This window comes from Vibrio sp. 10N.222.52.C3, assembly GCF_041474195.1.
Taxonomy (GTDB): domain Bacteria; phylum Pseudomonadota; class Gammaproteobacteria; order Enterobacterales; family Vibrionaceae; genus Vibrio; species Vibrio crassostreae_C.
In genome coordinates, this window is the sequence record NZ_JBFRTQ010000176.1 from 3,510 (window position 1) to 4,968 (window position 1,459).

The 1,459-nt window shown below is 44.3% G+C and carries 2 protein-coding genes; both read left to right on the forward strand.

The window, feature by feature from the left end; all coding sequences use genetic code 11:
• Positions 1-930 (forward strand): phospholipase effector Tle1 domain-containing protein (locus tag AB4517_RS21290; protein WP_372149850.1); only part of this gene is annotated, 930 nt, incomplete at its 5' end.
• Positions 923-1,459: hypothetical protein (locus tag AB4517_RS21295; RefSeq protein WP_372149852.1), on the forward strand; the 537-nt coding region annotated here is incomplete at its 3' end. The genes AB4517_RS21290 and AB4517_RS21295, both read left to right, overlap by 8 nt.

Consider the following 1,459-nt stretch of genomic DNA (forward strand, 5'->3'; position numbering starts at 1 on the left):
AACAAAAAGTTTTCAGAAGAAGGTGGTTATGAGCGAGATGATACGAAAGGCGTCAGTGTACGGTTCTTGGGGTTATTTGATACCGTAGGGTCGTTTTACTTAGCTGGCAATAACGATGAAGGTAATTTTCAGTTGGGCCTAGAGCCGACGATGGCCACCACGGTCTTGCAGTTGGTTGCCGAACATGAGTATCGGAAAAACTTCCCATTAACCTCACTGAGTCGTGATAATTGGTTACCCGATAATTTCTACCAAGAACATTTTCCTGGATGCCATACCGATGTGGGAGGCGGTTATCCTTCAATTGAGCAATACGAGAAAGAGGGACTCCCTGACTATGTGGGCTTTCCGGTGAGCAGTACCTATAACCGTAACGAAATAAAATCAGAAATCATTGATATAGTGCACGCTAATTTTGCATATCCAGGGGGAAGTCTAGATAAGGCTGCGATGATAGAGCGCACTCGTCAAGTTAAAGACACCGAATGGAAAAAGATGTGCCGACAACGATTTAGCCACTACGGTGAGGTTAAAGAAAAAGACAACACGCTCTATTTTTATCACTTTAAACCCGTGAGTAATGCGATAGCAGGACTAGCCCTTGAACGCATGAAGCAGCAAGGAGCAATGGTTGGCATTGATTGGTTTGAAGATGATTATCAGGAAAACCTAACCCCTGACTATGTCACCGATGAGCTTTGCCAATCTTTATGGGGTGAATTATCAACCAAGCCATTGGGAGAAATAACCGTTGAAGATTGGAAAGCAACGCTTCAGTCACCGGTGATCTTTGACAACTATATCCACCGCTCTCATGATACGGTGATGAATCTCCCTTATAAGACGATAGCTGAAACGATTATAAATGGCATTACGACAGATGAAAAAACAGAAAAAACACCAGAGCGGAGAATTTGGGACAATGCCTAAGCACTTAATCACGTTACTCTTCATAGCAGTCGTCGCCTTAAGTGGCTGTCAAGAAGAGCAGCCGTTAATAAAAGCGACCATCGGTAATGCTGGAAGTATTAGTGGAAACTACGGGATCCGAGATGTCGCTATTCAAACCACAGGCGGTGGATGGACAGGCTTTGGTTATGGTGGCGTTAATGGTTACCCTGGAGCCAGTGCTGACATCGGTAAAATGGGCGTCCCAAAATACATCAAAGGAACTTGGCGTAAAGGCCGCAGCGACAAGGGTGAAACACTAACTTACTACCGTATTGATGCACCGATCGACTCTGAATTAGCAGAGAAAAAAATGCGCACTCTGCAACATTATTATAAAGACTACCAGCCTAATCGAGCTTCAATGCAGGTCATCGTAGATGAAGAGCGTATTCAAGTTATGTTTACTGTTGGTTGTTATTCTTACCGGATGGATTGTTCACCAAGTGAAGTCGCGGATCCAAATGGATGGGTGGTGATGAACCCATCAAGCACAACTGAAGTGGTTGTT